This window comes from Neotabrizicola sp. VNH66 (genome assembly GCF_049445895.1).
Lineage (GTDB): Bacteria > Pseudomonadota > Alphaproteobacteria > Rhodobacterales > Rhodobacteraceae > Pseudogemmobacter.
Genome location: NZ_JBMSDW010000003.1, coordinates 301,051 through 323,816, shown reverse-complemented (window position 1 = coordinate 323,816; position 22,766 = coordinate 301,051). Strand labels below are relative to the sequence as shown.

Here is a 22,766-nt window from a genome sequence, read left to right as displayed (position 1 = left end):
TGCACCGCAGCGGCCCTAGAGTGCCCGTGCAGCAGGCCAGTCATTGGGGAGACGACCATGCCCGAATTCAAGAAAATCCTGATCGCGAACCGGGGCGAAATCGCCATCCGCGTGATGCGTGCCGCCAATGAAATGGGCAAGAAGACGGTCGCCGTCTATGCCGAAGAGGACAAGCTGTCGCTGCACCGCTTCAAGGCGGATGAGGCCTATCTGATCGGCGAAGGCCTGTCGCCGGTGGGCGCCTATCTGTCGATCCCCGAAATCATCCGCGTGGCCCGCATGGCCGGCGCCGATGCAATCCATCCGGGCTATGGGCTTCTTTCGGAAAACCCCGATTTCGTGGATGCCTGCGACAAGGCCGGGATCACCTTCATCGGCCCGCGGGCCGAGACGATGCGCGCCCTTGGCGACAAGGCCAGCGCCCGCCGCGTGGCGATCGAGGCGGGCGTGCCCGTCATCCCCGCGACCGAGGTGCTGGGCGAGGATTTCGCCGCCATCAAGAAGGAAGCCGCCGAAGTCGGCTATCCGCTGATGCTGAAGGCGTCCTGGGGCGGCGGCGGCCGCGGCATGCGCCCGATCCTGAACGAGGACGAACTGGAAGCCAAGGTCCGCGAAGGCCGGCGCGAAGCCGAGGCCGCCTTCGGCAATGGCGAGGGCTATCTGGAAAAGATGATCCTGCGCGCCCGCCACGTCGAGGTGCAGATCCTGGGCGACAAACAGGGCAATGTCTGGCACCTTTTCGAACGCGACTGCACCGTGCAGCGGCGCAACCAGAAGGTCGTCGAACGCGCGCCCGCCCCCTATCTGACCGACGAACAGCGCGCCGAAGTCTGCGAGATGGCGCGGCGCATCTGCGCCCATGTCGATTATGAATGCGCAGGCACTGTCGAATTCCTGATGGATATGGACAGCCAGAAATTCTACTTCATCGAAGTGAACCCGCGCGTTCAGGTCGAACATACCGTCACCGAAGAGGTGACCGGCATCGACATCGTGCAGGCCCAGATCCTGATCGAGGAAGGCAAGTCGCTGGCTGAAGCTACCGGCGTCGCCTCGCAGGCGGATGTGAAGCTGAACGGCCATGCCGTGCAGTGCCGGGTGACCACCGAAGACCCGCTGAACAACTTCATCCCGGACTATGGCCGCCTGACCGCCTATCGGTCAGCCACCGGCAACGGCATCCGCCTTGATGGCGGCACCGCCTATGCGGGTGGGGTCATCACCCGCTATTACGATTCGCTGCTGGTCAAGGTAACTGCCCATGCCCAGACGCCGGAAAAGGCGATCTCGCGGATGGACCGGGCCCTGAGAGAGTTCCGTATTCGCGGTGTGGCGACGAATATCGAGTTTGTCATCAACCTGCTGAAGCACCCGACCTTCGTGGACTACAGCTATACTACCAAGTTCATCGACACGACGCCCGAGCTGTTCGCCTTCAAGAAACGGCGGGACCGGGCGACGAAGATCCTGACCTATATCGCCGACATCACCGTGAACGGCCACCCTGAGACGGCGGGCCGTCCGAAGCCGGTTGCCGCGGTGAAAGATCCCAAACCCCCGGCGCTGCGCACCGAGACGCCCGCCACAGGCACCCGCAACCTGCTGGAGCAAAAGGGTCCGCAGGCGGTGGCAGATTGGATGAAGGCGCAGACCAAGGTTCTGCTGACCGACACCACCATGCGCGACGGGCACCAGTCGCTGCTGGCCACCCGCATGCGCAGCATCGACATGATCAAGGTGGCCCCCGCCTATGCCGCCAACCTGCCGCAGCTGTTCAGCGTGGAATGCTGGGGGGGCGCCACCTTCGACGTGGCCTACCGCTTCCTGCAGGAATGCCCGTGGCAGCGGCTGCGCGACCTGCGCGCGGCGATGCCCAACCTGATGACGCAGATGCTGCTGCGCGCCTCGAACGGGGTGGGCTATACGAACTACCCCGACAATGTGGTGCAGTCCTTCGTCAAGCAGGCGGCCGAGACGGGGGTGGACGTGTTCCGCGTCTTCGACTCGCTCAACTGGGTTGAAAACATGCGCGTCGCCATGGATGCCGTGCTGGAGGCGAACAAGGTCTGCGAAGGCACCATCTGCTATACCGGCGACCTGCTGGACCCGGCGCGCGCGAAATATGACCTGAAATACTACCTCGACCGCGCGAAAGAGCTGAAATCGGCGGGCGCGCATGTTCTGGGGCTGAAGGATATGGCGGGTCTGCTGAAGCCCGCCTCGGCCCGCATCCTGATCAAGGCGCTGAAGCAGGAAATCGGCCTGCCCGTGCATTTCCACACCCATGACACCAGCGGTGCGGCCGCGGCCACGGTTCTAGCGGCCTGTGACGCGGGCGTGGATGCGGTGGATGCGGCGATGGACGCCTTCTCCGGCGGCACCTCGCAGCCCTGCCTCGGCTCCATCGTCGAGGCTTTGCGCCACACCGACCGCGACACCGGGCTGGACATCGGCGCGGTGCGCGAAATCTCCACCTATTGGGAACATGTGCGGGCGCAATATGCCGCCTTCGAATCCGGCACCGCGGCGCCGGCATCCGAGGTTTACCTGCACGAAATGCCCGGCGGCCAGTTCACCAATCTCAAGGCGCAGGCCCGGTCTCTGGGGCTGGAAGAACGCTGGCCCGAAGTCGCGCAGGCCTATGCCGATGCGAACCAGATGTTCGGCGATATCGTGAAGGTCACGCCCTCGTCCAAGGTGGTGGGCGACATGGCGCTGATGATGGTGGCGCAGGGCCTGACCCGCGCGCAGGTCGAAGACCCCGCCGTCGATGTGGCCTTCCCCGACAGCGTGGCCGACATGCTGAAGGGCAATCTGGGTCAGCCCCATGGCGGCTGGCCCGCGGGCATCCTGAAAAAGGTGCTGAAGGGCGAGGCGCCGCTGTCGGGCCGCCCGGGCGAGACCCTGCCCCCCGTCGATCTGGAAGAGGTGCGGGCGAAGCTGTCGGCCGATCTGAACGGCTATACCGTCGATGATGAGGATCTGAACGGATATCTGATGTATCCCAAGGTCTTCCTTGACTATATGGGCCGCCACAAGGCCTATGGCCCGGTCCGCGTGCTGCCGACCAAGACCTTCTTCTACGGCATGGAGCCGGGCGAGGAGATCACCGCCGAAATCGACCCCGGCAAGACGCTGGAAATCCGCCTGCAAACCGTGGGCGAGGCCGATGACGCGGGCGAGGTGAAGGTGTTCTTCGACCTGAACGGCCAGCCCCGCTCCATCCGGGTGCCGAACCGTGCGGTGAAGGCCAAGACCGCCGCCCGGCCCAAGGCGCAGGACGGCAACCCCGCCCATATCGGCGCGCCGATGCCGGGTGCCGTCGCCTCGGTCGCGGTTACCGCGGGCCAGAAGGTGCGCGCGGGCGATCTCCTGCTGACCATCGAGGCGATGAAGATGGAAACCGGCCTGCATGCCGACCGCGAGGCCACGGTGAAAGCGATCCATGCCACGCCGGGCAGCCAGATCGAGGCGAAGGACCTGCTGATCGAACTGGAGTGATCGTCGCGGAGGGCCTCACGCGGCCCTCTCCTGCGACGGCACTACTGCGGGATAGAAATGCAAAAAGGGGGGCGACTGCCCCCCTTTCCTTTGGCCCACCGCGAAGGCTGGCCCCGCGTCAGGTCCATCGGACCTTTGCGGCTGACTTAATTCGTAGGGTTCTGATCTACGGACCTGCCACGCTTGGCAAAATGCCTCAGGCGCGGCCGTCGAAGAACTTCTTCACTTCCTTCTCGGCCTCTTCCTTGGACTTGCCGTAGCGCTCCTGCACAAGGCCGGCCAGCTTGTCGGCGCGGCCCTCGGCCTTGTCCAGTTCGTCATCGGTCAGCTTGCCCCAGGCGATCTTGGCCTCGCCCTTCAGCTGCTTCCATTTGCCCTGGATTTGATCGCTGTTCATAACGCATCTCCTTTGCACTGGCACAGGACGGCGGGACGTTCCGCCGTCTCGCTGGGATAACGTCATGACCGGGAAACGGTTCCCGGCCGCAGCGATCGACAGCCGGAGAGATCGCCCCTGCGGACAGGCGCGGGAAACCGCTGCGGAAAATCTGTCCGGGCCCGCTTTTTCCCCTTGCGGCCATCCGGACGATCCCCTAAATCCGCCGCTACCGGAACGGGGTGCGGGCGTAGCTCAGGGGTAGAGCATAACCTTGCCAAGGTTAGGGTCGTGAGTTCGAATCTCATCGCCCGCTCCAATCCGGATGAAGAATGGCCGCCTTCGGGCGGCCTTTTCCATTTCCAGACCATGCTTTGCCGCGCCCCCGCAGATGGCACGGAGACCCGGTCGCCCCGCCACGGCAATCTGCGCAAAGCCCCCTTGCGCCCCCCTCCGGCTTCGGCTAATCACCCCGCCACGGAGTGCGGGCGTAGCTCAGGGGTAGAGCATAACCTTGCCAAGGTTAGGGTCGTGAGTTCGAATCTCATCGCCCGCTCCAACGAAACCGCAAGGGGCGCCATCGGGCGCCCCTTTGCGTTTCTGCTGCCCTGCCGGGGCTTGCCGCAGCGGGGCCAAGGCGTTACTCCGCCTGCACGATAGCCCCTTTGTCCGGAGGCGCTCATGCGCAAGGCCAGCCTGTCCCGCACCACCGCTGAGACGCAGATCGAGGTTTCGGTCAATCTTGACGGCACCGGCAAGTATGACTGCAAGACCGGCGTCGGGTTTTTCGACCATATGCTGGACCAGCTGGCCCGCCATTCGCTGATCGACATCACCGTGAAGGCCACCGGCGATCTGCACATCGACGATCACCACACGGTCGAGGATACCGGCATCGCCCTTGGACAGGCGATGGCGCAGGCGCTTGGCGACAAGCGCGGCATCCGCCGCTACGGCCATTTCCGGCTGGCGATGGACGACACGCAGGTCGCCTGTGCGCTGGACCTGTCAGCCCGGCCCTGGCTGGCGTGGGAGGTCCCCTTCCCGACCCAGAAGATCGGCACCTTCGACACCGAACTGGTGCGGGAATTCTTTCAGGGATTCTCCACCCATGGCGGGATCACCCTGCACGTGGATCTGATCCGGGGCCTGAACAGCCACCACATCGCCGAAGCCGCCTTCAAGGCCGTGGCGCGTGCCCTGCGTGAGGCGGTGGAGCCCGATCCGCGGATGGCGGGTGTCCTGCCCTCGACCAAGGGCGCGCTCTGATGGGACTGACCGTTCTGGTCGATTACGAGTCGGGCAACCTGCACTCCGCCGAAAAGGCGTTCCAGCGCATGGCGGCCGAGACCGGCGCGGGCGAGGTGATCGTCAGCGCCCGGCCCGAGGATGTGGCCCGCGCCGACCGGATCGTCCTGCCCGGCGACGGCGCCTTCCCGGCCTGCCGCCGCGCTTTGGGCGAACATGGCGGGTTGTTCGAGGCGATCGACGAAGCCGTCACCGTGAAAGGGCGACCCTTCATGGGCATCTGCATCGGCATGCAGATGCTGGCCGACCGCGGGCTGGAATATGAACCCACCCCCGGCTTCGGCTGGATCGGCGGAGAGGTCGCGCGGATCACCCCCGCCAACCCCGCGCTGAAGGTGCCGCATATGGGCTGGAACGATCTGGTGATCGACCATCCCCACCCGATTCTGGCGGGCGTCACGACCGGCGATCACGCCTATTTCGTGCATTCCTACCACTTCCGCGTGGCCGATCCGGCGCAGCGGCTGGCGCATTGCGATTATGCGGGGGATGTGACGGCCATCGTGGGGCGGGACACCATCGTCGGCACCCAGTTCCACCCCGAGAAAAGCGCGGCCACCGGGCTGCGCATCATCGCCAACTTCCTGAACTGGGCACCGTAAGGGCGGCCCCCGGAAACGGGGCTGCCCTGCCCTGATCTTCACAGCGCCAGGGCCCGGCTTCGCGGCCCCGGCAGACTGCACCTGTACCTGTCTCTGCCGCCCCTATTCCGGCCCGCCACCGCAGCGCAGGCAGGCGCGGAACCCCGCCGCCTCGGCCGCAGCCCGGCTGGGCATCACCCGCAAATTCTTGCGCAAGGGTCGGCCACCGCAGCCATCACGGCAATGAATGCCGGTCGTTGCCACCGCCCAGACCAGCCCGGTCGAACGTTTGGCCTGCAAATCCGCCCATTCGGCATCGCTGACCGCGCGCCCCGCTTCTGATCGTTTCATCGGCACCCCCTGTCCAGAGGCCCAAGCCTGCCCCGGACCACCCCATCGGGCGACCCGGAGCCTGCGCATTCGCGGTTACTTCACCCGCGTCCAGGTGCCGCCATCGCGGCAGATGCCCAGAACGCAGCCCTTGACGGTCAGGCTGTTGCCGCTGAGCTGCATCTCGGAATTGTAGGTCTTGTCGCGGTCGGGCGAATAGACCTTGCCGTCGTCATAGAACCCGTCGCCATAGGCCACCATGTCCCAGACGATCTGGCGGCCGACATTGGGGCTTTCGATCTGTTTGCCCGACCCGTCAAAGGCCTTGACCAGCGTGCCGCAGAACGCCGGGCCACAGGGTTTGATCTGCACATGGCCAAAGTTGCCGTTGTCGTCCGGCTTGGTCTTCCACGTCCCCTCCACCGGGTCGGCGGCAAGGGCGGCGGTGCCGAGAACCGCCAGAACGGCGGCAAGCGCAAATGTCTTCATGGGGGCTTCCTCCTCCTGAAAGCTGTGCCGATCCTGCGCGCCCTCGGGCCTGCCGATCAAGTATGACGTGGGGTCGCGTGCGCCCTTCCCTTCGCGGCGCGCCCATGACAAAGGAGGCCGCAACCGACCGGAGGCCCCGATGATCCTGTATCCCGCCATCGACCTGAAAGACGGCAAATGCGTGCGCCTCCTGCGGGGGGAAATGTCCGCGGCCACCGTCTTCGGCGACGATCCCGCCGCACAGGCCCTGAAGTTTCAGGAGGCGGGCTGCACATGGCTGCACCTTGTTGACCTGAACGGCGCCTTCGCGGGCCAGCCGGTCAATGCCGCCGCGGTCGAGGCGATCCTGAAGGCCGTGTCGGTCCCGGCCCAGCTGGGCGGCGGCATCCGCGATATGGCGACCATCGCCATGTGGCTGGAAAAGGGGCTCGCCCGGGTGATTCTGGGCACCGTCGCGGTGGAAAACCCCGCGCTGGTGCGCGAGGCGGCCCGCGCTTTCCCCGGACAGGTGGCTGTAGGGATCGACGCCCGCAAGGGCTTTGTCGCGACCAAGGGCTGGGCGGAAGAGACCACCGTGCAGGCCACCGATCTGGCCCGCAGCTTCGAAGACGCGGGCGTGGCGGCCATCATCTACACCGACATCGACCGCGACGGCGCCATGCAGGGCCCGAACATCGACGCGACCGAAGCCCTCGCCCGCGCCGTGACGATCCCGGTGATTGCCTCGGGCGGCGTCTCCCGCATGGAAGACCTGATCGCGCTGAAGGACACCGGCATCATCGCCGGTGCCATCTCGGGCCGCGCGCTTTATGACGGCGCCATCGACCTTGCCGCCGCCCTGAAAACCCTCGCCGCCTGAATTCATCTGTTCAGAAATATCCCGGGGTGAATGGGCCGCAGGCCCAGAGGGGCAGCGCCCCTGCGACGCTGCGTCCGCTGTGCGCCGCCCGCAGGACATGCCACCCTGCTCCCGCCTCTGGGAGGGACACCATGCCCCGCATCCGCACCGACCGCCTGCCCGCCACAAGCAGCCTCTGGTCCCTCTGCCGTCCGGGCGATTTTCTCGACTGCACCTCGGTCGAAAGCCCGCTCTCGCCGCGCGCGGCGGCGCTTCGGGCGCTGGCGCTGCCCGGCTGGGCGCGCGCGCTGCTCGGGCTGCGCAATGCTCTGGTCCGGCCTTTCGGACTGCGCACCGGACCGGAGGCCGGGCAGGAGGCGATTGGCATGTTCCCGGTGCAGAAAGACGGGCCGGACGAATGCGTCCTCGGCTTCGACGACCGCCATCTGAACTTCCGCATCGCCGTCCTGCGCGACGGGGAGCGGCTCTTTCTCTCCACCTGGGTGCATCCGCACAACCCTGCGGGCCGGGCCTATCTAGCGGCGGTGATGCCCTTCCATATCCTGATCACCCGCAGTGCCGCCCGGCGCATGGCCCCCGGCCGATAGCCATGGTTGCGCCGCCCGCGCCCGCGCCGTAAACGGGGGACAGCCGGAGGGCCGCCATGCTGAAAACCCGCCTCATCCCCTGCCTTGACGTGGCCGATGGTCGCGTCGTCAAGGGCGTGAATTTCGTCAATCTGATCGACGCGGGCGACCCGGTCGCGGTGGCCCGCGCCTATGACCGCGCCGGCGCGGATGAGATCTGCTTCCTCGACATCCACGCCACCCATGAAAATCGCGGCACGATGTTCGATCTCGTCACCCGCGCGGCGGAACAGATCTATGTGCCGCTGACCGTGGGCGGCGGCGTCCGCACGCATCAGGACGTGCGCGCGCTGCTTCTGGCCGGGGCCGACAAGGTCAGCTTCAACTCCGCCGCCGTGGCCAATCCCGATGTGGTGGCCGAAGCCGCCGACCGCTTCGGCAGCCAGTGCATCGTGGTCGCCATCGACGCCAAGACAGTGGCTCCGGGCCGCTGGGAAATCTTCACCCACGGCGGGCGCAAACCCACCGGCATCGACGCGGTCGAATTCGCCCGCACCGTGGCCGCCAAGGGCGCGGGGGAGATCCTCCTCACCTCGATGGACCGCGACGGCACCAAATCCGGCTTCAACCTGCCGCTGACCCGCGCCATCGCCGATGCCGTGCCGGTGCCGGTCATCGCCTCGGGCGGGGTGGGCACGCTGGACCATCTGGTCGAAGGCATCACCGAAGGCCATGCCTCGGCGGTTCTCGCCGCCTCGATCTTCCACTTCGGCACCTTCACCATCGCCGAGGCCAAGGCCCATATGGCCGCCGCCGGCATCCCGATGAGGCTTGCATGACCACGCTGGACCGCCTTGCCGCCACCATCGCATCCCGCAAGGGCGCCGATCCCGACACCTCCTGGACGGCAAAGCTGCTGGCCAAGGGCCCCGAGAAATGCGCCGAGAAATTCGGCGAAGAGGCGGTTGAGGCCATCATCGAGGCGGTGAAGGGCGACCGGACGAAGCTGACGGCCGAGGCGGCGGATGTGATCTATCACCTGCTCGTCATGCTCACCGCGCGCGATGTCACGCTGGCCGAGGTTCTGGCAGAGCTGGAACGGCGCGAAGGCACCTCCGGCATCGCGGAAAAAGCGGCACGAGCCTGACAGCCCGCCCGCCCTGCCGCAGCGGCAGAGCCTCCGGCGGGGATATTTAGACCAGTATGAAAGACCTGACTGCTTTCATACTGGTGCAAATATCCCGGGGGTGAAGGGGGCAGCGCCCCCTTCCGCGGCTTCCGTCACAGTCCGAGGCGGGGAATTTCGATCGCCGGGCAGCGGTCCATCACCACAGACAATCCCGCGGCGCGGGCGCGGGCCGCAGCGGCTTCGTTCACGACGCCCAGCTGCATCCAGACCGCCTTTGCACCGATGGCGACGGCTTCATCCGCCACGGCGCCCGCCTCCTCGCTGCGGCGGAAGACGTCCACCATATCCACCGGCCCGTCCTTCTCCGCCACCTCGGCAAGCGAGGCGCGGACCGTGGCGCCGAGGGCGATCTGCCCGGCCTGTCCCGGGTTGACCGGGATCACCCGGTAGCCCCGCCCCGCCAGGAAGGCGGCGACGCGATGGCTTGGCCGGTCCTCTTTCGGCGACCAGCCGACGACGGCGATGGTCTTCGCCCCGGTCAGAACGCTGCGGATGGTGGCATCGTCGCTCATGCAGGCCTCCCCTGACAGAAAAAGGCGCCCGAGGCATGGGGCCCGGGCGCCGAAGTTGCGGAACGAGGGACAGTGACAAAGGCGCGGGGGTTCCGGTCCCACACCCTGTGACTGTGATCTAGAAACCCTAGCGCGGAATTAAAGACGCCGTCGCGCATCTGTGATCAGCGGGTCACCGCGGCATAAAGCGAGACCGCCGCCGCATTCGAGACATTGAGGCTGCCGAATCCCCCCGCGGCCGGAATGCGGGCCAGCACATCGCAGGTCTCGCGCGTCTTTTCGCGCAGGCCAGGCCCCTCGGCCCCCATCACCAGCGCCACCGGACGGGTGCCCGCCCCCGCCAGCGCGGCGGCAAGCGGGGTTTCCACCGCGCCGTCCAGCCCGATCAGCACATAGCCCGCATCCTTCAGCTCTGCCATGGCGTCCGAGAGGTTGGTCACCCGCAGATAGGGTTGCCGCTCCAGCGCACCGGAGGCGGTTTTCGCCAGCGCCCCGGTTTCCGGCGCCGAATGGTGGCGCGGGGCGATCACCGCGCGGGCGCCGAACACCTCGGCCGAACGCAGGACGGCGCCCACGTTATGCGGATCGGTCACCCGGTCCAGCAGCACCACCAAGGGCGCCCCCTGACCGGAGATCGCCACATCGGCAAGGCTGCCCCAGTCCAGCGGACGCGCCTCAAGCGCGGCGCCCTGATGGACAGAGCCTTCGTCGATCGGCGCCGAGAATTTGCGCGGGTCCACCACTTCGGGTTCCATCCCCGACGCGGCCACCGCCTCGGCCAGCTTGTCCAGCGCATTCTTGGTGACGATCAGCCGCAGCTTTTCCCGCCGGGGGTTCAGCAGCGCGTCGCGCACCGCATGAAGGCCGAACAGCCAGATCGTTTCCTTCGCCTCGACCTTGCGGTTCCGCTCTTTATCGACAACCCAGGCCGGTTTCTTCATCGCAAATCCCCGTTTCCGGCCCCTTCGCCGGGCCGCCGCTTTGCCCGACAGAAGGGCCAAACGCGCGCAAAGCGCAAGCGCAAAGGCGCGCGGGGGCCGGGCGGCGGCGGTGAAGGGCGGCGGGACAGCATATTCGCATTTCGGTGACTTCCGCCTCTTGACGCCCCCGGCCCCCTTGGCTATTCCCCGCCCTCAGTGGGCGATATGCTACAAGGTGTGGCAGCGGACTGTAACTCCGCCGAGGCGACTCATGCCTGGTTCGATTCCAGGATCGCCCACCATCTTTCCAAAAGTGATGCAGAACCAAAGGCTTCGGCCTTTGCTGCACCTTTTGGTCATGGCCGGGGCGCAGGCCCGCCCGCATCGCCAGAGGGGATGGGGCGGGATGCACAGGCGGCTGCACCGAGGCCGGGGCCGCCTGCCCGCCTTCCCTCTAGCGCTGCAGGGTCTGGAGGTATTCCGCGATCTGCACCAGCCGCACCGGCGTGGGGGTCTGGATCCCGTCGCCGCCATCATAGGGCACCAGCTCCGATTCGAGGAGCGGCCCGAACTGCGGCATCACCGCATGGCTGTCCTTGCCGCCGGTGTAGCCCCAGATCTTGGCCATCACCTTTGTCTTGGGAAAGGTGCCGCCGTTGCGGGCGGCCAATGTGGTCAGATTCGCGGGCTTTTTCGTCAGCCCGCCCGCCAGTTCGCCATCGCCCATGCCGCCCGCCCCGTGGCAGGCCGCACAATAGGTGGTGAAATCCTCGGCCCCGGTCGGGCGCTTGTCCTGCGGCAGGCAGGCGGCAAGGGCGAGGGGCAAAAGAAGCAGGACGGGACGCATGGGAAACCTCTTGGCAGGCGCGGGCTGGCTTTGACCGCAACATAGCGCGCGCCGGGCCGGAAAGGGAACTGCGGCCCGTGCCGCAAGCGGGACAAAGCAGCCGGGCAAAAGCGGGCGGGCAAAAGCGGGCGGGGCAAACTTGCCGATCCTGCCCCGACCCGCTAGGAACGTCCGAACCCGTTCCAATCCACCCTGCTTGCCCCAACCTGCTTGCCAAGAGGCCAAGATGCGTCTGTCCCGCTATTTCCTGCCCGTCCTGAAGGAAAATCCCGCTGAGGCGCAGATCGTCTCGCACCGCTACATGCTGCGCGCCGGCATGATCAAACAGCAGGCCGCGGGGATCTATTCCTGGCTGCCCTTGGGGTATCGGGTGCTGAAGCGGATCGAACAGATCGTGCATGAAGAGCAGATCCGCGCCGGGCATATCCCGCTTCTGATGCCGACGCTGCAACCGGCGGATCTGTGGCGCGAGTCGGGCCGTTATGACGACTACGGTCAGGAAATGCTGCGCATCAAGGACCGGCACGAGCGCGACATGCTCTACGGTCCCACCAACGAAGAGATGATCACCGACATCTTCCGCGCGCATGTCTCGTCTTACAAAGACCTGCCGCTGACGCTCTATCACATCCAGTGGAAATTCCGCGACGAGGTGCGCCCCCGCTTTGGCGTGATGCGCGGGCGCGAATTCCTGATGAAGGACGGCTACAATTTCGACGTGGACCGCGACGCGGCGCTGCACGCCTATAATCGCCATATGGTCAGCTATCTGCGCACCTATGAACGCATGGGCCTGACCGCGATCCCGATGCGCGCGGCCTCGGGCCCCATCGGCGGCGACAACACCCATGAATTCCTGGTGCTGGCCAATACCGGCGAGTCGGAGGTGTTTTACGATGACCGCGTGACCGGGCTGAAGCTGGGCCAGCGTGAGATCGACTATGACGACCGCGCGCAGGTGGCCGGCGTGTGTGAGGAATTCACCACGCTTTATGCCCGCACCGATGAGACGCATGACGGCGCCCTCTTCGACCAGATCCCGGAGGAACACCGCAAGGTGGGCCGCGGGATCGAGGTGGGGCAGATCTTCTATTTCGGCACCAAATATTCCGAATCCATGGGCGCCACCGTGGTGACCAAGGACGGCAGCAAGGTTCCGGTCGAAATGGGCAGCCACGGCATTGGCGTCAGCCGCCTGCTGGGCGCCATCATCGAGGCGAGCCATGACGACAAGGGCATCATCTGGCCCGAGGGCGTGACGCCCTTCCCCGTGGGCCTTGTGAACCTGAAGCAGGGCGATGCCGCGGCCGATGCCGCCTGCGCCGATCTGGAAAAGGCGTTGCTGGCCCGCGGGCTGGAACCGCTTTACGATGACCGCGACGAACGCGCGGGGGCGAAATTCGCCACGATGGACCTGATCGGCCTGCCCTGGCGCATCACCGTGGGCCCCCGCGGTCTGACCAATGGCGTTGTGGAACTGACCTCGCGCCGCACCGGCCAGTCGGAAGAGATGACGCCCGAGGCCGCCGTGGCCCGCATCGCGGAAATTTACGCCGCCCATCCCTGAGGCGCGCCGACCCGACCCAAGGCCCGCTTCCTCCGGAGGCGGGCCTTTTCATGCGCCCCCGCCCCGTGCCGCAGGCCTAATGAACGCCATTGTCAGGCAGGCCACAGATCCGGCGACGCGCGAAACATCGGCCTGCCCCGCAGCCCGCCCCCGGCGGCTGCCGGTCCCGTTGCTGATCGCCCTGCGGCATCCGGTCGCGGCGGGTACGCCCATATCCCCGAAGCCCCGCCTTTCCGTTGCGTCATGCACGGGGTTGTTCGTTGACAGGGGCCGCCGGGCGATGCTGTTTCTAAGGTCATCCTCCGGTAACCCAAAAGCTTTAGCCTGATCGCATGACCCTGCCCGACTATCACCGCCGCCTTCTGAAACGCCCCTATTCCGAGGGGGAGCTTGTCGCCGACGGCATCGTCCATGCGCTGGCGCTGCTGGCAGGGCTGATCGCCTTTCCGCTCCTGCTGTCCCATGCGCTGAACAATTCGGGCATAGGGATTTTCGCGGCGCTGGCGGTCTATGCGGCCGGGTTCTTCCTGATGTTCGGCTTTTCGCTGGCTTATAACATGGCCCCGCCCTCGGCGGTGAAATGGCTGCTGCGCCGGTTCGACCATTCGATGATCTATGTGATGATCGCGGGCACCTATACCGCCGTCATCGTGCAGTTCGACAGCCCGGCCTGGACCTGGGCCCTGGGTGTCGTGGTCTGGGTCGCAGCAGCCATCGGTATTCTGGTCAAGGTGCTGCTGCCCGGCCGCTATGACCGGCTGTCGATCCTGGCCTATATCCTTCTGGGCTGGGTCGGCGTGGCCGCCGCCGTGCCGGTCACCGCCGCGCTGCCCGCCGTCTCGGTCTGGCTGCTGGTCGCGGGTGGCGTGACCTATGTCGCCGGGGTGGCCTTCTATGTGTGGGAACGGCTGCGGTTCCAGAACGCGATCTGGCACCTCTTCGTGGCGGTGGCCGCGGGGCTTCACTTCGCGGCGATTGCCGTCTCTGTCGCCGCCTGATCCATCAGAACCACGACCGCGCCGCGCTTGTGCCCGCTGTCGGCCAGAGCATGGGCGCGGGCGATCTGGTCCAGCGGGAAGGTTGCGCCCAAAACCGACCGCAGCGCACCCTGCGCATAAAGGTCCAGCAGGTGCCGCATCGCCTCCGGCCCGTCCGCCGTGGTGGCGGGCAAGACCCGCAGCGTGCCGCGCCGGGGCCGCAGGGCCGCGCCCAGCATGGCGCCTAGGCTGGCCGTCACCGGCAAAAGCCGCCCGGCCGGCGCCAGCAAGGACCGGGACAGTGCCCAAGGCAGCGTCCCCGCCACATCCATCACCACATCCCATTGCCCCGCGGGCGGGCCGTCGCGATAGTCCCACACCGCCTGCGCGCCAAGGCCACGGACGAAATCATGGTTCTCGCGGCGGCAGACTGCGGTGACCTCTGCCCCCAGATGCCGGGCGATCTGCACCGCGGCACAGCCCACCTCGCCACTGGCGCCGTTGACCAGCACCCGCTCTCCGCTCTGGACCGCGGCCTTGCCGATCAGAAAATCCGCCGCCGTCAGCCCGCCGAACAGCAGTGCCACCGCCTCGGAATCGCCAAGGCCCGGCGGCGCCGGCAGCAGGCGGTCGGGCGCCACCGCGACCACCTCTGCATGCGCGCCTATGGCCATGCCGGTATTCCCCAGAACCCGCGCGCCCGACGGATCGACGCCGCAGAAGAACATGCCCAGAACCGGACGGCGGGGCCGGAATAGCCCAAAGGCCAGCCGCAGCCCGAAAGACAGGCCCGCAGGCGCCCGCGCGGCCCGGATGCGCGCATCGCCCACCGTCACCGCTGCCGCGGTCACCCGCACATGCACCTGCCCGGACCGCAGGGGTGGCAGGGGGATTTCGTCCACGGTCAGGACGGAGGGCGGGCCGTAGGCCCGGGCAAGCGCGGCTTTCATGGCGGGCATCTGGCCCCGGCGGCGGGGCGGGGCCAAGTCTGCCATTCCCCACCCCGATCACGCGAATCTGTGCCGCAACAGGACCCCGAGGTCCGCCCGTTCCTTGACCTTTCACCGCGCCCAAGTCAGGGTCCGCGCGACCCAAGAGACCGGACCCATGGCCGCCACGACCAAACTCTTTGCCGCCTTCGAATGGATGATCGCCTGGCGCTATCTGCGCGCCAAACGGGCCGAGGGCGGTGTCAGCGTCATGACATGGATCAGCCTGATCGGTATCACGCTGGCCGTCTTTGCGCTGATCGTGACGCTGGCGGTGCGCGCGGGCTTTCGCGAGGAATTCGTGCAGACGATCCTGGGCGCGAATGGCCATGTGACCGTCTACACCACCGAACGCACCGACGAAAACGGCCAGTCGATCAGCGGATTTCCCGATTATGAGGCGCTGGCCGCCCGCATCGCCGAAGTGCCGGGCGTGACCCGCGCCGCGCCCCTGATCAAGGCGCAGGTGATGGTCAGCGACGGGCAGGACAGCGCCGGGGCCGAGGTTTTCGGCATCTCTCCCGCCGATCTGAAGACCATCCCGCGCGTCGGAGACAACGCGCAGGGCATTGGCGACATTGAAAATTTCGGCAACGGCATCGCGCTCGGCTCCGGCATCGCGCGCGATCTGGGCGTCAGTGTGGGCGACCGGGTGCGGATCATCTCGCCCTCCGGCGTCAAGACCGCCATGGGATCGGCGCCACGGCAAAACGCCTATGAGGTGGTCTATATCTTCAACTCGGGCCGTTATGATATCGACAAGACCCGGATCTACCTGCCCTTCACCGAGGCGCAGAGCTTTTTCAACCGCGAAGGCTTTGCCGATGAGATCGAGGTTTCGGTGCAGAACCCCGACAATATCGGTGCCTATGCCCTGCCGATCCTGAATGCCGCCGGGCCCGATGCGCTGATCTGGACATGGCAGGACAGCGCGGGCAGCTTTCTGCGCGCGCTGGATATCGAAGACAATGTGATGTTCCTGATCCTGTCGATCCTCGTCCTGATCGCCTCGCTGAACATCGTCTCGGGGCTGATCATGCTGGTGAAGAACAAGGGCCGCGACATCGGCATCCTGCGCACCATGGGCCTGACCGAAGGGGCGGTCCTGCGGGTGTTCTTCATCTGCGGGGCGTTCACCGGGGTGATCGGCACGCTCTGCGGGCTGATCCTTGGATGCCTGCTGGCCACCTACATTGATCAGGTGATGAGCGCGATCAACTGGATCAACGGGGCCGAGGTCTGGGACCCCTCGATCCGCGGCATCTACAGCCTGCCCGCCAAGCTGCAGCTGAAGGACGTGCTTTCGGCCGTCAGCCTGTCCTTGGTCTTGTCCTTTGTCGTCACCATCTTCCCGGCCCGCCGCGCCGCCCGCATGAACCCGGTGGAGGCCCTGCGCTATGAATGACACTCTGGTTCTGGACGGGATCGAAAAGGGCTATAACCGCGGCAAGCCCAATGCGGTGCAGGTGCTGCATGGTGCATCGCTGCATGTCGCGGCGGGGGAAGTCGTCGCACTAGTCGCCCCATCGGGCGCAGGGAAATCAACGCTGCTGCACATAGCGGGGCTGCTGGACACGCCGGACACCGGCACGGTGCGGCTGAACGGGCGCGAGATGGGGGGCCTGGGCGACCGCGCCCGGACCGAGGCGCGGCGGCGCGAGGTGGGGTTCATCTACCAGTTCCACCACCTGCTGCCCGAATTCACTGCGCTGGAAAACATTGTCATTCCCCAGCTTGCCAACGGCACCCCCCGCGGCACGGCCGAGACCCGCGCGCGGTCCCTGCTGGAGAAGGTGGGCGTCGCCGCCCGCGCCGACCACCGCCCCGCCGCCCTGTCAGGCGGGGAACAGCAGCGGGTGGCCTTCTGCCGGGCGCTGGCCAATGGGCCGCGGCTTCTGCTGGCGGATGAACCGACCGGGAACCTCGACCCCGGCACCTCGGACACGGTTTTTGCCGCGCTGATGGAACTGGTGCGCGACACCGGCATGTCGGCCCTGATTGCCACTCATAACCTTGATCTTGCAGCCAGAATGGACCGCATCGTCCGGCTGGAGCGCGGCCGGGTTCTCTGACCCTCCGCACTGGCGTCGCGCGGGGGCTTGCCTTGTACGCTAATTCGTAATAATTGAAGTTACATGAAACGCGACAGCCGCCTCTCCGGTGTCCTGCATGCCCTTCTGCATATGGCAGAGCAGGACCAGCCCATGACCAGCGACACGCTGGCCCAATGCATGCAGACCCATCCGGTCGTGGTGCGCCGCACAATGGGCCTGCTGCGCGAGGCGGGGCTGGTCGCCTCGGCCCGCGGGCCATCGGGCGGCTGGCGGATCTCGGCCGATCTGGCGCAGGTCACCCTGCGGCAGCTGCATGACCTTCTGGGCGAACCCGCCGTCTTTGCCATCGGCAACCGGCATGAGGCGCCCGATTGCCTTGTCGAACAGGCGGTGAATGCCGCGCTGGACGATGCCTTCACCCGGGCCGAGGCGCTGCTTCTGGCCCGGTTCGCCGAAATCACGCTGGCGGATCTGGCCGCCGATTTCGCCCGGCGCCATGCCCGGGTGCGACACAGGGAAAGGGACTGACCATGCACGACCTGATCGTGATCGGGGGTGGTTTTGCCGGAATGGCCGCCGCCCTGCAGCTTCTGCGTGCCCGCCGCAAGGTGCTGGTGGTGGACGAGGGGCTGCGGCGCAACCGCTTTGCCTCCACCTCGCACGGGTTTCTGGGGCAGGACGGCGTACCGCCTGACACCATCGCCGCCACCGCGCGGGCGCAGCTGATGGCCTATCCCACGCTGACCTGGGTGGACGGTCGTGCCACCGCGGTGGCCGGGACGAAGGACGCCTTCACCGTCACCCTAGCCACGGGCGAGGTGCACCGGGGCACGCGCCTGCTCTTCGCCACCGGGCTGCGCGACATTCTGCCCGCGGTGCCGGGTCTGGCCGAACGCTGGGGGCAATCGGTATTCCACTGCCCCTATTGTCACGGCTACGAACTGGGCGAAGGTCCGCTGGGGGTCATCGCCACCGGGCCGATGTCGGTGCATCAGGCGCAGGTGGTGGCCGACTGGGGACCGGTGACGCTGTTCCTGAACGGCCAGCCCGCGCCAGAGGACCCCGCACTCTGCACCGATCTGGCCGCGCGCGGGATCCGGATCGAGACGGTGCCGGTCCTGGGGCTGGAGGGGGATGCCGAGGTATTGCTGGCCGACGGTCGCCGCGCGGTCTTTGCCGGATTGTTCACCGCCCCGCGCTGTGAGCCCTCCACCCCGCTGGCCGCCGGGCTGGGCTGTGCATTGGAGGAGACTCCCTTCGGTACCCAGATCCGCGTGGATGCGATGAAGGAAACCAGCATTCCCGGGGCCTTTGCCTGTGGCGACGTGGCGCGGACCCCGCACTCAGTGACGCTGGCGGTGGCCGACGGCGCCTGGGCCGGGGCAACCGTCCACCGCTCGCTGATGTTCCCCTGAGCCGTTCGCGGGCGTGGCCCGCCCCCTTGCCTGCCATCAACCGTCCTGAATTGCCGCATCCGGCCCGCCTCCCCTTGCGCGGGGGGACGGGCCGGGCAATATCGGAGGATGGGCCGGAACGGCCGCACGGGCCTCTGGCCGGAAGGATGACAAGATGGCGCTGCCGATCCGCGATCAGGTGAAATACTGGGGCCTTGCCGCCCTGATCCTGATGCTGCTCCTGTGGCTGATGGGCAATGTCCTGCTGCCCTTCGTCGTGGGCGGAGCCATGGCCTATTTCCTTGATCCGGTGGCCGACCGGCTGGAACGCGCGGGCCTGTCGCGCACCGGCGCCACCGTGGTGATCGGCCTTGCCGCGGTTCTGCTGATGATCCTTCTGGTCCTCTCGATCATCCCCACGCTGGTCAATCAGCTGGCCGCGCTGGTGAATGCCGCGCCCGATATCGTGAAGCGGCTGGAAAGCTTCCTGATGGATCAGTTCCCGCAGCTGGCGGATTCCACCTCCACCATGCGTCAGACGCTGTCCTCGATCGGCAAGGCCATCCAGGAACGCGGCGGAGAGCTGGCGAATGGCCTCCTCAGCTCGGCCATGGGGATCGTCTCCATGGTGGTCTTCCTGCTGGTGGTGCCGGTGGTGGCCTTCTACATGCTTCTGGACTGGGACCCGATGGTGAGCCGGGTCGATGCGCTTTTGCCGCGCGACCATGCCCCCGTCGTGCGCCGCCTTGCGCGTGAGGTGGATACAGTGCTGGCGGGTTTCCTGCGCGGGCAGGTCATGGTCTGTCTTGTCCTTGGCACCTATTATGCCGTCGCGCTGATGATCGCGGGGCTGCAGTTCGGGCTGATCGTCGGCGCCATCGCAGGCGCGATCACCTTCATTCCCTATGTCGGCGCGCTGGTCGGCGGCGCACTGGCCATCGGCCTTGCGCTGTTCCAGTTCTGGGGGGACTGGCTGTCCATCGGCATCGTCGCCGCCATCTTCGCGCTTGGCCAGTTTCTGGAAGGCAATGTGCTGACGCCGAAGCTGGTGGGCAAATCGGTCGGCCTGCATCCGGTCTGGCTGCTGCTGGCGCTTTCGGTCTTCGGCTCGCTCTTCGGGTTTGTGGGGATGCTGGTCGCCGTGCCGGTGGCTGCGGTGATCGGAGTGGTCGTGCGTTTCGCGGTTGAGCGGTATCAGACCAGCCTGCTGTTTACCGGACAGGGCGGACAGGTGCCTGCACAGAGACCTGCGCAGACGGTGGTCTCGGTCCCGATGACGCCCCTGCCCCCGGCCGAAGGGGACCGCGGGTGAGCCGGCAGCTGATCCTTGACCTGCCGCCGCTGGAGAATTTCACCCGCGCGGGGCTGATCGTCACACCGGCCAACCGGCTGGCGCTGGCGGCGCTGGACGGCTGGCAGGGCTGGCCGGGCGGCAAGATGGTGCTGGCCGGGCCTTCGGGTGCGGGCAAGACCCATCTGGCACGGATCTGGGCCGCGGACAGCGGTGCGACCGTGGTTTCGGCCACCGCGCTGGATGATCCCGACCGGCTGGCGCGCCATGGCGCCGTCGCGGTCGAGGATGCAGACCGCATCGCGGGCGAACCGGCGGCAGAGCGGGCGCTCTTCCACCTGCACAACCTGCTGCTGCCCGCGGGGCGGCTGCTGGTGACGGCCGCCACCCCGCCGCGCGACTGGGGTCTGGGACTGCCCGATCTGTTGTCGCGGATGCAGGCCGCGCCCCTGACCCGGCTGGAGGCACCGGATGACACGCTTCTGCACGGCGTCCTGACCAAGCTGTTCTCGGACCGCCAGATCGCGCCGCCGCCGGGGCTGATCTCCTATCTTCTGACGCGGATGCCGCGGTCCATCGGCGCCGCGCGCGCCGTGGTGGCAGAGCTGGACGCCCGCGCTTTGGCCGAAGGCCGCACGGTCGGCCTGCGTCTTGCTGCCGAAATCCTTCATGACACCCCGGACGATTGACCTGTTTCCCCGATTGCACCCCAGATGACCCAGACCGATTTCCTGAAATCCCCCTTCGCCGTCCCCCTCTCTCTGCCTGAGGAGGAAACCTCTGGCCCTGAACGGTTTTTCAACCGTGAGCTCAGCTGGCTGGCCTTCAACTGGCGCGTGCTGGAAGAGGCCGCGAACCCCGCCGTTCCCCTGCTGGAGCGGCTGCGTTTCCTGTCGATCTCGGCCACCAATCTGGATGAATTCTACACCGTCCGGGTGGCCGGGCTGCGGGCGCTGGTGCGCACCGGCAACAGCACGCCTTCCGAAGACGGGCGCAGACCAGCCGAGCAGTTGCGGATGATCCACGCCGATGCGCGGCGGCTGATGCAGGCGCAGCAGATCAAGTTCAAGAAGCTGCGGGCCGCAATGGAAGATGCGGGGATCGTGCTTCTGACCCGGTCCAAGCTGACCGCGCGCGACCTGAAATTCCTTGAGGATTACTTCCTGTCCAATGTCTTTCCGGTGCTGTCGCCGCTTGCGATCGACCCGGCCCACCCCTTCCCCTTCATCCCCAACACCGGGTTTTCTCTGGCGCTGGAGCTGGAGCGGATCACCGACCGCCGCCCGCTGAAGGCGCTGCTGCCGATTCCGCAGCAGATTGCCCGTTTCGTGAAACTGCCCTGCAAGGAAGGCGAAGACCGTTTTCTGCCGCTGGAAGAGCTGTTGCTTCTGCATCTGGACATGCTGTTCCCCGGCTATGCCGACCGCGGCCATTGCACCTTCCGGGTGCTGCGCGACAGCGATCTGGAAGTCGAGGAAGAGGCCGAAGACCTTGTGCGCGAATTCGAGACGGCGCTGAAACGCCGCCGCCGGGGCGAGGTGATCCGGCTGAAGATGTCGGCCGGGGCACCGCCGGAACTGCGCGCATTGATCATGGAAGAGCTGCACGTCGCCGAGGAGGAGGTGGTCGAGGTCCGCGGCCTGCTGGGCATGGCCGATCTGAAGGCGCTGGTCCTGCCCTCACGCCCCGATCTTCTGTGGCCGCCGTTCAAGCCGCGGGTGCCGGAACGGGTCCAGGACCACGAAGGCGACATGTTCGCGGCGATCCGCCAGAAGGACATGCTGCTGCACCACCCCTATGAGACCTTCGACATGGTGGTGCGCTTTCTGGAACAGGCGGCGCGCGATCCGAACGTTCTGGCGATCAAGCAGACGCTTTACCGCACCAGCTGGGACAGCCCGGTCGTCAGCGCTTTGTGCGAGGCGGCCGAGGCGGGCAAATCCGTCACCGCACTGGTGGAGCTGAAAGCCCGCTTCGACGAGGCGGCGAACATTAGGCAGTCCCGCCGTCTGGAACGTGCAGGCGCCCATGTCGTCTATGGTTTCATGAACCTGAAGACCCATGCGAAGATTTCCACCGTCGTCCGGCGCGAAGGCGACAGTCTGGTCACCTATACCCATTTCGGCACCGGGAACTATCACCCGATCACCGCGCGGATCTACACCGACCTCAGCCTGTTCACCTGCGATGCGGCCCTTGGGCGCGATGCGACCAAGGTGTTCAACTACCTGTCGGGCTATGTGCAGCCGCAGGGGCTGGAGAATCTGGCGATTTCGCCGATCAGCCTGAAGCCGCGGCTTCTGGACCTGATCGCGGCCGAGGCGGACCATGCCCGCGCCGGACGCCCGGCGGAGATCTGGGCCAAGATGAACAGCCTGATCGACCCGCAGGTGATTGATGCGCTTTATGCGGCCAGCGGCGCCGGGGTGAAGATCAGCCTTGTCATCCGCGGCATCTGCGGCCTGCGCCCCGGTATCCGCGGCCTGTCCGAGAACATCCGGGTGAAATCCATCGTGGGCCGGTTTCTGGAACACTCGCGCATCGTCTGTTTCGGCGCGGGCCACGGCCTGCCGGCGCAGGGCGCGCGGGTGTTTCTGTCCTCGGCCGACTGGATGGGGCGCAACCTGAACCGCCGGGTCGAGACGCTGATCGAGGCGATGAACCCCACGGTGAAAAGCCAGATCCTCAGCCAGATCATGGCCGCCAACCTGGCGGATGAGGCGCAAAGCTGGGTGCTGATGCCCGACGGCAGCTATCGCCGCACCCTGCCGCAGGACCACGTGCCCTTCAGCTGCCACCGCTTCTTCATGGAGAACCCCTCGCTGTCTGGCCGCGGCACGGCTGGGGCAAAGGATGCCCCCCGGCTGGCCCCCGCCCGTGATGAGCAGGTGGCGCGGGGCTGAATGCCTCGCTGATCCTGTTGATTCGGCAACGGAATTTTTTGCAGCGCGAAAGATGCTGCGATGCAGGCGGTTGACCCAGCGCCGCAGCATGGCAATCATGGCGCGCAACTCAC

Annotated in this window: 23 protein-coding genes and 3 tRNA genes; 19 read left to right on the top strand and 7 right to left on the bottom strand. The window is 66.7% G+C overall.

The annotated features are described in order from the left end of the window. The first annotated feature begins 57 nt into the window (after positions 1–57). The gene (locus tag ACO2Q5_RS06345) at positions 58–3,501 is read left to right on the top strand and encodes a pyruvate carboxylase (protein WP_423289051.1); all 3,444 of its coding nucleotides are present in this window, start codon (positions 58–60) and stop codon (positions 3,499–3,501) included. A gap of 196 nt (positions 3,502–3,697) precedes the next feature. Here ACO2Q5_RS06345 and ACO2Q5_RS06340 read toward each other — a convergent pair whose 3' ends face one another. After that, entirely contained in the window at positions 3,698–3,898 is a 201-nt protein-coding gene (locus ACO2Q5_RS06340; RefSeq protein ID WP_423289049.1) for a CsbD family protein, read from the bottom strand. A 223-nt stretch (positions 3,899–4,121) separates the two neighbouring features. Here ACO2Q5_RS06340 and ACO2Q5_RS06335 point away from each other — a divergent pair. From ACO2Q5_RS06335 to hisH, 4 genes are all read left to right on the top strand, one after another. Then, positions 4,122–4,196 (top strand) — tRNA-Gly (locus ACO2Q5_RS06335). Positions 4,197–4,361: 165 nt separating this feature from the next. Further along, positions 4,362–4,436 (top strand) — tRNA-Gly (locus ACO2Q5_RS06330). 122 nt (positions 4,437–4,558) lie between these two features. After that, positions 4,559–5,146, top strand: a complete 588-nt coding sequence (gene hisB / locus ACO2Q5_RS06325; protein ID WP_423289047.1) for an imidazoleglycerol-phosphate dehydratase HisB — start codon at positions 4,559–4,561, stop codon at positions 5,144–5,146. Then, the gene (gene hisH / locus ACO2Q5_RS06320; RefSeq protein WP_423289045.1) at positions 5,146–5,787 is read left to right on the top strand and encodes an imidazole glycerol phosphate synthase subunit HisH; all 642 of its coding nucleotides are present in this window, start codon (positions 5,146–5,148) and stop codon (positions 5,785–5,787) included. Before hisB ends, hisH begins: the two co-directional genes overlap by 1 nt. Before the next feature lie 102 nt (positions 5,788–5,889). On the opposite strand, the gene ACO2Q5_RS06315 is transcribed toward hisH, so the two are convergent. Both ACO2Q5_RS06315 and ACO2Q5_RS06310 read right to left on the bottom strand, forming a co-directional pair. Then, positions 5,890–6,117: an Ada metal-binding domain-containing protein gene (locus ACO2Q5_RS06315; RefSeq protein ID WP_423289043.1), complete on the bottom strand. Its 228-nt coding sequence runs from the start codon at positions 6,115–6,117 to the stop codon at positions 5,890–5,892. Between the two features lie 75 nt (positions 6,118–6,192). Further along, positions 6,193–6,585 (bottom strand): DUF2147 domain-containing protein, encoded by a 393-nt coding sequence (locus ACO2Q5_RS06310; protein ID WP_423289041.1) that lies wholly within the window; start codon positions 6,583–6,585, stop codon positions 6,193–6,195. Positions 6,586–6,724: 139 nt separating this feature from the next. Between ACO2Q5_RS06310 and hisA the strand changes: the two genes are divergently transcribed. The 4 genes from hisA (at position 6,725) to ACO2Q5_RS06290 (ending at position 9,157) form a co-directional block, all read left to right on the top strand. Further along, positions 6,725–7,444, top strand: coding sequence for a 1-(5-phosphoribosyl)-5-[(5-phosphoribosylamino)methylideneamino]imidazole-4-carboxamide isomerase (gene hisA / locus ACO2Q5_RS06305; protein WP_423289039.1), 720 nt, complete (start codon positions 6,725–6,727; stop codon positions 7,442–7,444). A 131-nt stretch (positions 7,445–7,575) separates the two neighbouring features. Then, positions 7,576–8,031: a DUF2867 domain-containing protein gene (locus ACO2Q5_RS06300; protein ID WP_423289037.1), complete on the top strand. Its 456-nt coding sequence runs from the start codon at positions 7,576–7,578 to the stop codon at positions 8,029–8,031. Between the two features lie 56 nt (positions 8,032–8,087). Beyond that, the gene (hisF, locus tag ACO2Q5_RS06295) at positions 8,088–8,849 is read left to right on the top strand and encodes an imidazole glycerol phosphate synthase subunit HisF (RefSeq protein ID WP_423289035.1); all 762 of its coding nucleotides are present in this window, start codon (positions 8,088–8,090) and stop codon (positions 8,847–8,849) included. Further along, positions 8,846–9,157, top strand: coding sequence for a phosphoribosyl-ATP diphosphatase (locus ACO2Q5_RS06290; RefSeq protein ID WP_423289033.1), 312 nt, complete (start codon positions 8,846–8,848; stop codon positions 9,155–9,157). The genes hisF and ACO2Q5_RS06290 overlap by 4 nt, the downstream gene beginning before the upstream one ends. 134 nt (positions 9,158–9,291) lie before the next feature. Here ACO2Q5_RS06290 and ACO2Q5_RS06285 read toward each other — a convergent pair whose 3' ends face one another. Together ACO2Q5_RS06285 and rlmB are read right to left on the bottom strand one after the other, a co-directional pair. Further along, positions 9,292–9,711, bottom strand: coding sequence for a CoA-binding protein (locus ACO2Q5_RS06285; RefSeq protein WP_423289031.1), 420 nt, complete (start codon positions 9,709–9,711; stop codon positions 9,292–9,294). Between the two features lie 164 nt (positions 9,712–9,875). Continuing rightward, complete coding sequence (gene rlmB / locus ACO2Q5_RS06280) at positions 9,876–10,652, bottom strand: 23S rRNA (guanosine(2251)-2'-O)-methyltransferase RlmB (protein WP_423289029.1); 777 nt, start codon at positions 10,650–10,652, stop codon at positions 9,876–9,878. A 197-nt stretch (positions 10,653–10,849) separates the two neighbouring features. Here rlmB and ACO2Q5_RS06275 point away from each other — a divergent pair. Continuing rightward, positions 10,850–10,933, top strand: a tRNA-Tyr gene (locus ACO2Q5_RS06275). A gap of 152 nt (positions 10,934–11,085) precedes the next feature. Here ACO2Q5_RS06275 and ACO2Q5_RS06270 read toward each other — a convergent pair. Beyond that, a complete protein-coding gene (locus tag ACO2Q5_RS06270; RefSeq protein WP_423289027.1) occupies positions 11,086–11,478 on the bottom strand; it encodes a c-type cytochrome in 393 nt (130 codons plus the stop codon). 226 nt (positions 11,479–11,704) lie between these two features. On the opposite strand from ACO2Q5_RS06270, the gene proS reads away from it, so the two are divergent. Both proS and trhA read left to right on the top strand, forming a co-directional pair. Continuing rightward, positions 11,705–13,045 carry a proline--tRNA ligase gene (gene proS, locus ACO2Q5_RS06265; RefSeq protein WP_423289025.1) on the top strand — a complete coding sequence of 447 codons (1,341 nt, stop codon included), beginning with the start codon at positions 11,705–11,707 and terminating at the stop codon, positions 13,043–13,045. A 332-nt stretch (positions 13,046–13,377) separates the two neighbouring features. After that, complete coding sequence (gene trhA, locus ACO2Q5_RS06260) at positions 13,378–14,043, top strand: PAQR family membrane homeostasis protein TrhA (RefSeq protein WP_423289023.1); 666 nt, start codon at positions 13,378–13,380, stop codon at positions 14,041–14,043. Here the strand turns inward: trhA and ACO2Q5_RS06255 are convergent. After that, positions 14,007–15,017 carry an NAD(P)-dependent alcohol dehydrogenase gene (locus tag ACO2Q5_RS06255; protein ID WP_423289021.1) on the bottom strand — a complete coding sequence of 337 codons (1,011 nt, stop codon included), beginning with the start codon at positions 15,015–15,017 and terminating at the stop codon, positions 14,007–14,009. The genes trhA and ACO2Q5_RS06255 overlap by 37 nt on opposite strands. Before the next feature lie 112 nt (positions 15,018–15,129). Here ACO2Q5_RS06255 and ACO2Q5_RS06250 point away from each other — a divergent pair, with 112 nt between their 5' ends. From ACO2Q5_RS06250 to ACO2Q5_RS06220, 7 genes are all read left to right on the top strand, one after another. Further along, positions 15,130–16,416, top strand: a complete 1,287-nt coding sequence (locus ACO2Q5_RS06250; protein ID WP_423289019.1) for a lipoprotein-releasing ABC transporter permease subunit — start codon at positions 15,130–15,132, stop codon at positions 16,414–16,416. Continuing rightward, positions 16,409–17,083: an ABC transporter ATP-binding protein gene (locus ACO2Q5_RS06245; RefSeq protein WP_423289017.1), complete on the top strand. Its 675-nt coding sequence runs from the start codon at positions 16,409–16,411 to the stop codon at positions 17,081–17,083. The genes ACO2Q5_RS06250 and ACO2Q5_RS06245 overlap by 8 nt, the downstream gene beginning before the upstream one ends. Before the next feature lie 63 nt (positions 17,084–17,146). Next, the gene (locus ACO2Q5_RS06240; RefSeq protein WP_423289015.1) at positions 17,147–17,593 is read left to right on the top strand and encodes an Rrf2 family transcriptional regulator; all 447 of its coding nucleotides are present in this window, start codon (positions 17,147–17,149) and stop codon (positions 17,591–17,593) included. A gap of 2 nt (positions 17,594–17,595) precedes the next feature. Continuing rightward, entirely contained in the window at positions 17,596–18,480 is an 885-nt protein-coding gene (locus tag ACO2Q5_RS06235; protein WP_423289013.1) for an NAD(P)/FAD-dependent oxidoreductase, read from the top strand. A gap of 154 nt (positions 18,481–18,634) precedes the next feature. Then, on the top strand, positions 18,635–19,771 hold the full coding sequence (locus ACO2Q5_RS06230; RefSeq protein WP_423289011.1) for an AI-2E family transporter: 1,137 nt from the start codon (positions 18,635–18,637) through the stop codon (positions 19,769–19,771). Continuing rightward, positions 19,768–20,439: a chromosomal replication initiator DnaA gene (locus tag ACO2Q5_RS06225; protein WP_423289009.1), complete on the top strand. Its 672-nt coding sequence runs from the start codon at positions 19,768–19,770 to the stop codon at positions 20,437–20,439. Before ACO2Q5_RS06230 ends, ACO2Q5_RS06225 begins: the two co-directional genes overlap by 4 nt. A 24-nt stretch (positions 20,440–20,463) precedes the next feature. Then, positions 20,464–22,653 (top strand): RNA degradosome polyphosphate kinase, encoded by a 2,190-nt coding sequence (locus tag ACO2Q5_RS06220; protein WP_423289007.1) that lies wholly within the window; start codon positions 20,464–20,466, stop codon positions 22,651–22,653. Positions 22,654–22,766 lie beyond the last annotated feature (113 nt).

Coding starts and splice junctions, on each gene's coding strand:
- ACO2Q5_RS06230 (WP_423289011.1), top strand. CDS start 18,635: ATGGCGCTGCCGATCCGCGATCAGGTGAAATACTGGGGCCTTGCCGCC.
- hisB (WP_423289047.1), top strand. CDS start 4,559: ATGCGCAAGGCCAGCCTGTCCCGCACCACCGCTGAGACGCAGATCGAG.
- ACO2Q5_RS06245 (WP_423289017.1), top strand. CDS start 16,409: ATGAATGACACTCTGGTTCTGGACGGGATCGAAAAGGGCTATAACCGC.
- hisF (WP_423289035.1), top strand. CDS start 8,088: ATGCTGAAAACCCGCCTCATCCCCTGCCTTGACGTGGCCGATGGTCGC.
- ACO2Q5_RS06255 (WP_423289021.1), bottom strand. CDS start 15,017: ATGGCAGACTTGGCCCCGCCCCGCCGCCGGGGCCAGATGCCCGCCATG.
- ACO2Q5_RS06290 (WP_423289033.1), top strand. CDS start 8,846: ATGACCACGCTGGACCGCCTTGCCGCCACCATCGCATCCCGCAAGGGC.
- ACO2Q5_RS06220 (WP_423289007.1), top strand. CDS start 20,464: ATGACCCAGACCGATTTCCTGAAATCCCCCTTCGCCGTCCCCCTCTCT.
- ACO2Q5_RS06250 (WP_423289019.1), top strand. CDS start 15,130: ATGGCCGCCACGACCAAACTCTTTGCCGCCTTCGAATGGATGATCGCC.
- ACO2Q5_RS06340 (WP_423289049.1), bottom strand. CDS start 3,898: ATGAACAGCGATCAAATCCAGGGCAAATGGAAGCAGCTGAAGGGCGAG.
- rlmB (WP_423289029.1), bottom strand. CDS start 10,652: ATGAAGAAACCGGCCTGGGTTGTCGATAAAGAGCGGAACCGCAAGGTC.
- hisA (WP_423289039.1), top strand. CDS start 6,725: ATGATCCTGTATCCCGCCATCGACCTGAAAGACGGCAAATGCGTGCGC.
- ACO2Q5_RS06300 (WP_423289037.1), top strand. CDS start 7,576: ATGCCCCGCATCCGCACCGACCGCCTGCCCGCCACAAGCAGCCTCTGG.
- ACO2Q5_RS06345 (WP_423289051.1), top strand. CDS start 58: ATGCCCGAATTCAAGAAAATCCTGATCGCGAACCGGGGCGAAATCGCC.
- ACO2Q5_RS06310 (WP_423289041.1), bottom strand. CDS start 6,585: ATGAAGACATTTGCGCTTGCCGCCGTTCTGGCGGTTCTCGGCACCGCC.
- ACO2Q5_RS06270 (WP_423289027.1), bottom strand. CDS start 11,478: ATGCGTCCCGTCCTGCTTCTTTTGCCCCTCGCCCTTGCCGCCTGCCTG.
- trhA (WP_423289023.1), top strand. CDS start 13,378: ATGACCCTGCCCGACTATCACCGCCGCCTTCTGAAACGCCCCTATTCC.
- ACO2Q5_RS06240 (WP_423289015.1), top strand. CDS start 17,147: ATGAAACGCGACAGCCGCCTCTCCGGTGTCCTGCATGCCCTTCTGCAT.
- proS (WP_423289025.1), top strand. CDS start 11,705: ATGCGTCTGTCCCGCTATTTCCTGCCCGTCCTGAAGGAAAATCCCGCT.
- ACO2Q5_RS06235 (WP_423289013.1), top strand. CDS start 17,596: ATGCACGACCTGATCGTGATCGGGGGTGGTTTTGCCGGAATGGCCGCC.
- ACO2Q5_RS06285 (WP_423289031.1), bottom strand. CDS start 9,711: ATGAGCGACGATGCCACCATCCGCAGCGTTCTGACCGGGGCGAAGACC.
- hisH (WP_423289045.1), top strand. CDS start 5,146: ATGGGACTGACCGTTCTGGTCGATTACGAGTCGGGCAACCTGCACTCC.
- ACO2Q5_RS06315 (WP_423289043.1), bottom strand. CDS start 6,117: ATGAAACGATCAGAAGCGGGGCGCGCGGTCAGCGATGCCGAATGGGCG.